General features: G+C 42.4%; 8 protein-coding genes. All 8 read right to left on the reverse strand.

Annotation, left to right across the window (positions count from 1 at the left end; translation table 11 throughout):
* Window positions 1–160 precede the first annotated feature (160 nt).
* The 8 genes from DFR28_RS19130 to DFR28_RS19185 all read right to left on the reverse strand — a co-directional run bounded on the left by DFR28_RS19130 (window position 161) and on the right by DFR28_RS19185 (window position 6526).
* Window positions 161–475: a hypothetical protein gene (locus tag DFR28_RS19130; RefSeq protein WP_113956013.1), complete on the reverse strand. Its 315-nt coding sequence runs from the start codon at window positions 473–475 to the stop codon at window positions 161–163.
* A 110-nt stretch (window positions 476–585) separates the two neighbouring features.
* Complete coding sequence (locus DFR28_RS19135; protein WP_147251071.1) at window positions 586–942, reverse strand: hypothetical protein; 357 nt, start codon at window positions 940–942, stop codon at window positions 586–588.
* A 425-nt stretch (window positions 943–1367) separates the two neighbouring features.
* Window positions 1368–1679: a hypothetical protein gene (locus DFR28_RS19140; protein ID WP_147251072.1), complete on the reverse strand. Its 312-nt coding sequence runs from the start codon at window positions 1677–1679 to the stop codon at window positions 1368–1370.
* 416 nt (window positions 1680–2095) lie between these two features.
* Window positions 2096–2371: a hypothetical protein gene (locus DFR28_RS19145; protein ID WP_113956016.1), complete on the reverse strand. Its 276-nt coding sequence runs from the start codon at window positions 2369–2371 to the stop codon at window positions 2096–2098.
* An 81-nt stretch (window positions 2372–2452) separates the two neighbouring features.
* Window positions 2453–2773, reverse strand: a complete 321-nt coding sequence (locus tag DFR28_RS19150; RefSeq protein WP_113956017.1) for a hypothetical protein — start codon at window positions 2771–2773, stop codon at window positions 2453–2455.
* Window positions 2774–4062: 1289 nt separating this feature from the next.
* Window positions 4063–4542 (reverse strand): hypothetical protein, encoded by a 480-nt coding sequence (locus tag DFR28_RS19165; RefSeq protein WP_113956020.1) that lies wholly within the window; start codon window positions 4540–4542, stop codon window positions 4063–4065.
* 1127 nt (window positions 4543–5669) lie between these two features.
* Complete coding sequence (locus DFR28_RS19180) at window positions 5670–5966, reverse strand: hypothetical protein (protein ID WP_147251073.1); 297 nt, start codon at window positions 5964–5966, stop codon at window positions 5670–5672.
* A gap of 83 nt (window positions 5967–6049) precedes the next feature.
* The gene (locus DFR28_RS19185; RefSeq protein ID WP_113956024.1) at window positions 6050–6526 is read right to left on the reverse strand and encodes a hypothetical protein; all 477 of its coding nucleotides are present in this window, start codon (window positions 6524–6526) and stop codon (window positions 6050–6052) included.
* Window positions 6527–6623 lie beyond the last annotated feature (97 nt).

Below are 6623 nucleotides of genomic sequence, written 5' to 3' on the forward strand. Positions count from 1 at the left end.
CTGGCGCGCTTACTTTTTTATTAGGTCAGAACGATGATGTGAAATACGTCAGGTATTTACTCGTCCTTATTGACAAAAGGAGTCATACCAACGCCCTTAAAACGGGCGCGCGTTTTCTGCGCGTCCGAGCACACGAAGTGTGCGATAGTTTTTGAGCTTGTTAGGTATTTTCATTTGCCGTTGCTCTATACATTAGTAATTTATGGATTAGAAAGCCTTTCCGGAGGCAATAAAATGATAAAACACTGAATACAAAATATTGTACGGTGTAAGTTCCAAAGTATGACCAGTTACGAAGAATATTAGATTCAGCTTTTTCTACTGTTGCAACGGTCGTTGATGAATTGACAATTTCATACAGCGAATAGAGCAAGGTTGATGTCACACCCATTGAGAAAAGCTCTAAGAATGCTTGTACCAAAAAATAAACCCCAAACGCTCTAACAAAAATCCAAGCAGTATCTTGATTTCTCATACTTGTGTATACCTAACGCCCTTAAAACGGGCGCGCGTCTTCTGCGCGTCCCGGGGAACGTAGTGACCCACAGTTTTTGAGCTTGTTAGGGGTTTGTTCAAAACTTTTAATCATTTCACCAAGCCTTTACTTATTATTGAAGTGGCTGAGCCTACTTTATTCGTTTTTGCACAGAAACCGTAAACTCCGGGGCAACTATAAGTTTGATCTTTGTTTTCAGTGCAATTGCTAGAACTATAAGCTCTGCTCGAAACTTCACACAATTTGGCATCACATTCAGAATTTACAAAGCATTTTTTTCCAGCATCTTTGGCGATTACGACACAACCGCTTTCAATAATGTGAAAACCATCCCAATGCCAGCCCATAACTTCACCCTTATGACATTTTGATGATAAGTCTTCCTTATGAGCACAACCGCCAAGCGTAAATACTAAAAGAACAAAGAATAAAAAACGTGATTGCAAAGATCCCCCTAACGCTAAGCCAAGGGGCGGCGCGAAGCAGCCGTCCCGCGGAGCCAACTTGTTGGCGGAGTGAACTTTGACGCCTTGTTAGGTGGTGTGACTTTTTCGATGACTTGATGCACTTCCTTTTGCCTCCAGGGAACAAAACCATTTCTTTCGTTTACTCAACCAGACTATCAGAATTCGTTTAGTGATAAAAATACTGTTCGACCAAAACGATATAAATACTTAACTTACAACGATGAATCAGTTTTTTAGACTGCCTCACACTAGAAAGTTTGCACCAACGAAACACTTCTTATCAACGACCGTCATAGCTAAACAGACAGGACACACCTAACGCCTTGCCAAGGGGCGGCGCGGAGCAGCCGTCCCGCGGAGCCAGCTTGCTGGCGGAGTGAACTTTGACAACTTGTTAGTGGTTTTCATGGAATACCTTCTTTCCAAAGCTGCTCGTTTGTTACTAACGAATACTTGCCTTCAATTATTTCACAACCAAGACAGTGGTGCTCTCTACCCAAAATATTTTTACGCGATACTTCGAAAATAACGAATTTTTTCGTACTACTAGAATCTGAATAAATCTCTTGGTTCCATGTTTTAGAATCAATAGTAAATTTTGACGAATGAGATATTTGATTACCTTTAAGCGCGGATTCTGCCTCTTCTGAAAGCAGCCACTTTTCACGAAGACTCTGGAGATACCTCTCTGGTGATTCAAAAGCTATATCTGTCATACCACTAACGCCAAGCCAAGGGGCGGCGCGAAGCAGCCGTCCCGCGGAGCCAGCTTGCTGACGGAGTGAACTTTGACGCCTTGTTAGGTGGTGTGACTTTTTCGATGACTTGATGCACTTCCTTTTGCCTCCAGGGAACAAAACCAATTCTGTCGTTTACTAAGCCAGACTATCAGAATTCGTTTATTGATAAAAATACTGTTCGTGCAAAACAGCAAGAAAACATGACCTCCTTACAACGATGAATCAGTTTTTGAGACTGCCTCACTCGCGGAAATTGGCACCGACAAAAACCTTATTATCAACGACCGTTATAGCTAAATAGACAGGACACACCTAACGCCCTTAAAACGGGCGCGCGTTTTCTGCGCGTCCCGCGGAGCCAACTTGTTGGCGGAGTGAACTTTGACGCCTTGTTATGTGGTGTCATTGCCTTTCAGAAATAAATTCATTGCTGGAAATATAATTAGCACTGGTAGCGTCGTAAACTCAATTAGGAATGCCAACCACCAATAGTTTTGCATAGTGTTATTACCAATGAGAAACATTCCGACAAGGATGAAGGCTGCGCCAATATATGGGATAAATGATGTGTGCTTTTTCATTACTACGGAATAAGCAAATGTTAACCAATTAAAAAGGCCACAAATCAAACCAAACACCAAAGTTGAGTAGCCGATAACTTCAATCATACAAATCACCCTCGATACACATAACGCCGTGAACACGGGCGCACAAAGTGCGTCCGAGCGAAGCGGCAGTGTTTTGCCTTGTTAGTGCTTTGACACATTGATGTTCTTTGCATGTATCTCGATGACGCCATCACTTAAATATAACCATAATTTGTTTTCCTTGAGATAGCCGTTAGAAACTGAGCCCGCCGAAAGGTTATCTAGGATTTCTTCGAAATCAGCCATGTTATTAAAACGGGTAACGTTGTCACATGTGATTAGGTATTTGTCTCTTTGTTTTGATTCTGATGATGAATAGAATTCTCCTTCTATTACTAATGAAACTCCGGTCTTTGCAACTGAATAATTGAGAGATTCAATATTCCCATCATGCCAAATAAAGTTTTCTAGAGAGTTGTTCATAGCTTAAATAGCACTAACGCCAAGCCAAGGGGCGGGCTGACAAGCCCGTCCCGCGGAGCAGCTTGCTGCGGAGTGAACTTTGGCGACTTGTTAGTTGCTGAGAGGATCTTTCCGCAACCACGTTGAAGAACGAAGCCGCTACTTTCTGAAACCCAGAAACCATAAGAGCCAAAACTCTATAGCGAAGCCCGATACCAGCAGAGCCAAGAAGCCTCTTCTCTGCGACCGATGCTTGCGATTTTTTGAACGCATGTTTTGTAGAATTCATGTTTGTCCTTTTATCCTCGAACTCTAAGCCAGGCATTTCCAATTTGGCTAAAAGCAATTAACTATTCGATTAAACGACTCTTGGCACTGAAATGCAACTAACGCCCATAAAACGGGCGCGCGTCTTATGCGCGTCCGCGCGAACGCAGTGAGTGCAAGTTTTTGTTCTTGTTATGTTTCATTTGCCACCATTCAACGCTAGTAAGAACAAAGAATAATATACATGAAACCGATAAAGCCCAGCCCGCTGGAAGTGGGCTGAATAATTCGAAAACGATCATGTAACTGCAATACACCAACCAAACGGACAAGATAGATTGGAGCGACAATTTAAAAATTATTTTCCAGCCTTTAAAACTAGGTAGAAGCGAAAGAAAGAGTGGCAAAAAGAATAGTAAAACAAAAGCTAAGTCCGTGATAGATATTGGATCGTTACTCTTCAAGATAATATCTGAAATTACATGGCTTTCTACTGCATCTTCCGATTGCTTTAGCACTTCTCCAGATTCAGAAATAACTGGTGGACTCTTATAAGTACACTGAGATATAGGCAGGAAAACGCAAACTAAAATAATAATTGATACGAAAGACTTTAAGAACTTAATCATAGCTTAGTAAACATAACGCCTTGCCAAGGGGCGGCGCGTAGCAGCCGTCCCGCGGAGCCAACTTGTTGGCGGAGTGCACTTTGACGCCTTGTTAGGTGGTGTGACTCTTTCGATGACTTGATGCACTTCCTTTTTACCTCCAGAGAACAAAACCATTTCTTTCGCTTACTCAATCAGACTATCAGAATTCGTTTAGTGACAAAAATACTGTTCGACCAAAACGATATAAATACTTAACTTACAACGATGAATCAGTTTTTCAGACTGCCTCACTCATCGAAATTTGCACCAACAAAAAACTTATTATCAACGACCGTTTTAGCTAAAGGGACAGGACACACCTAACGCCTCTCAAACGGGCGCGTTGAAAACGCGTCCGAGCCGAAGGCGGCAGTTTTGGGACTTGTTAATGCGCTAATTTTCATTCGTTGTGGCCTTTTCTCTAAGCGATATAATTTTATCTACTACTTTTTTCGCTTTTGAGTCTATTTGTATGAACAGGTTTGTCTGTTTATTCCTATACCCGCTGATTTCTCCATAATATGGGGGCCTTGTCTCAAAGTAGTTAAGCTCTACTTTGACGCTTGGCGCTTCGAATTTAGAGTATGAAATATTCTGAATCTTCGGCCAAGGAATTTTAACAAACTCTTTATCGCGAGAGAAATATTCGAAACCATCCAGATCGGCTTTTGCATATTCGGTTGGCTCTGAATGCGCATATCTATAACTCATGTAAGGAAACAAAAAAAGTGGAGCAAATAGAATTACTTTGAATTCACCAGACAAAATATAAGTAAGAAAAAGGAGCGCCAGAAGAACGGAACTAACAATAGATAACCCGACCCATAAGCGAGTGTCTTTGACAATAGCGACGCTTTCAGGTTCTTGCCGCATTAACGCCAAGCCAAGGGGCGGGCTGACAAGCCCGTCCCGCGGAGCAGCTTGCTGCGGAGTGAACTTTGGCGACTTGTTAGTTGCTGAGAGAATCTTTCCGCAACCACGTTGAAGAACGAAGCCGCTACTTTCTGAAACCCAGAAACCAAAAGAGGCAAAACTCTATAGCGAAGCCCGATACGAGCAGAGCCAAGAAGCCTCTTCTCTGCGACCGATGCTTGCGAAATTTTGAACGCATAGTTTGTAGAATTCATGTTTGTCCTTTTCTCCTCGAACTCTAAGCCAGGCATTTCCAATTTGGCTAAAAGCAATTAACTATTCGATTAAACGACTCTTGACCCTGAAATGCAACTAACGCTAAGCCAAGGGGCGGCGCGGAGCAGCCGTCCCGCGGAGCCAACTTGTTGGCGGAGTGAACTTTGACGCCTTGTTAGGTGGTGTGACTTTTTCAATGACTTGATGCACTTCCTTATTGCCTCCACAGAACTAAACCATTTATTTCGTTTACTAAGCCAGACTATCAGAATTCGTTTAGTGATAAAAATGCTGTTCGTGCAAACGGCAAGAAAACATGACTTCCTTACAACGATGAATCAGTTTTTGAGACTGCCTAACTCGCGGAAATTGGCACCGACAAAAACCTTATTATCAACGACCGTTATAGCTAAATAGACAGGACACACCTAACGCCAAGCCAAGGGGCGGGCTGACAAGCCCGTCCCGCGGAGCAGCTTGCTGCGGAGTGAACTTTGGCGACTTGTTAGTTGCTGAGAGGATCTTTCCGCAACCACGTTGAAGAACGAAGCCGCTATTTTCTGAAACCCAGAAACCAAAAGAGCCAAAACTCTATAGCGAAGCCCGATACGAGCAGAACCAAGAAGGACTTTCTCTGCGACCGATGCTTGCGGAATTTTGAACGCATAATTTGTAGAATTCATGTTTGTCCATTTATCCTCGAACTCTAAGCCAGGCATTTCCAATTTGGCTAAAAGCAATCAACTATTCGATTAAACGACTCTTGGCACTGAAATGCAACTAACGCCGTGCCAAGGGGCGCGCGTCTTCTGCGCGTCCCGCGGAGTGAGCGCAGCGAACAGAGCCTTGCTTTGGCGCCTTGTTATGTGTTTTTACCACTCTTTGACCTTTAGCTTTCTTGAGGCAATTTTTAACTCTTCTTTGCTCAAACCAATTATGGTTTGAAAATCATTTTCATCAAGGCCAAAACCCAAATCATGTGTATTCAAGGCGTTTACGATACCACCAAGTTCTCTAGCAGAAAGCATATTTGGACTAACTTCTTCAACCGCCGAAAATATTTTCTCTAATGCAACATTTTCAATACTGGAAGTAATGAGAATATCTTGGTCTTTGATAAGTTCAGACAGAGCCTGTGCTATTGCTTCTTTAACTACAGAGTTAGTCATCTTAATACTCATAACGCCGTTAAAACGGGCGCGCGTTTTCTGCGCGTCCGAGCATACGCAGTGTGCGGTAGTTCTTGACCTTGTTAATGTGCATTGGTTTCACTTTTATATTCTCGTAGTAGGGTTTTCAAAGCAATCATTTTATGGTCTAACGCTACCCCAGAGTATGTTGGTAACATTTCTAGCCTATTCCTTTTCCTGCCTCTAACACTCCCATGCACTACAGACTTGTCCAACGAAAAAGCCAAGTCAAAACAAACCAGTTCAAATTCTTCACTATCCTGTCTCCACTCAATTTTTTCAATATCGTCCCAAGATATAAAAAAGCTTTCATCTTTTGTTGAATATAACTTAAGACCATTTTGGTCGGCTCTAAAGTATTTCGAGATTTTTGTTCTAAACAGAAAATATAGAAGTACAGCGAACAGACAAGATACATACCCGGCTTCATGAACAAAATACCCATAAGCAATACCAAAGATAAAAATCAAATACGCCGCACACCTCACTTTGAAAGGATTAACAGATTCGAATTCTACTATTACCTCAGATTGCGTCACATTAACGCCAAGTTTTGGGGCGCGCTTTAGCGCGTCCCAGCCGAAGGCGACAACAACGCCTTGTTAAATGTTTTTACTAGTTTAGATATAGATTTGT

Origin of the sequence: Arenicella xantha (genome assembly GCF_003315245.1) — a bacterium.
Classification (GTDB): Bacteria; Pseudomonadota; Gammaproteobacteria; order Arenicellales; family Arenicellaceae; genus Arenicella; species Arenicella xantha.

Excerpts from the sequence above, each read along its gene's own strand:
- DFR28_RS19130 (WP_113956013.1), bottom strand. The coding sequence starts at position 475 with ATGAGAAATCAAGATACTGCTTGGATTTTTGTTAGAGCGTTTGGGGTT.
- DFR28_RS19140 (WP_147251072.1), bottom strand. The coding sequence starts at position 1,679 with ATGACAGATATAGCTTTTGAATCACCAGAGAGGTATCTCCAGAGTCTT.
- DFR28_RS19145 (WP_113956016.1), bottom strand. The coding sequence starts at position 2,371 with ATGATTGAAGTTATCGGCTACTCAACTTTGGTGTTTGGTTTGATTTGT.
- DFR28_RS19150 (WP_113956017.1), bottom strand. The coding sequence starts at position 2,773 with ATGAACAACTCTCTAGAAAACTTTATTTGGCATGATGGGAATATTGAA.
- DFR28_RS19165 (WP_113956020.1), bottom strand. The coding sequence starts at position 4,542 with ATGCGGCAAGAACCTGAAAGCGTCGCTATTGTCAAAGACACTCGCTTA.
- DFR28_RS19180 (WP_147251073.1), bottom strand. The coding sequence starts at position 5,966 with ATGACTAACTCTGTAGTTAAAGAAGCAATAGCACAGGCTCTGTCTGAA.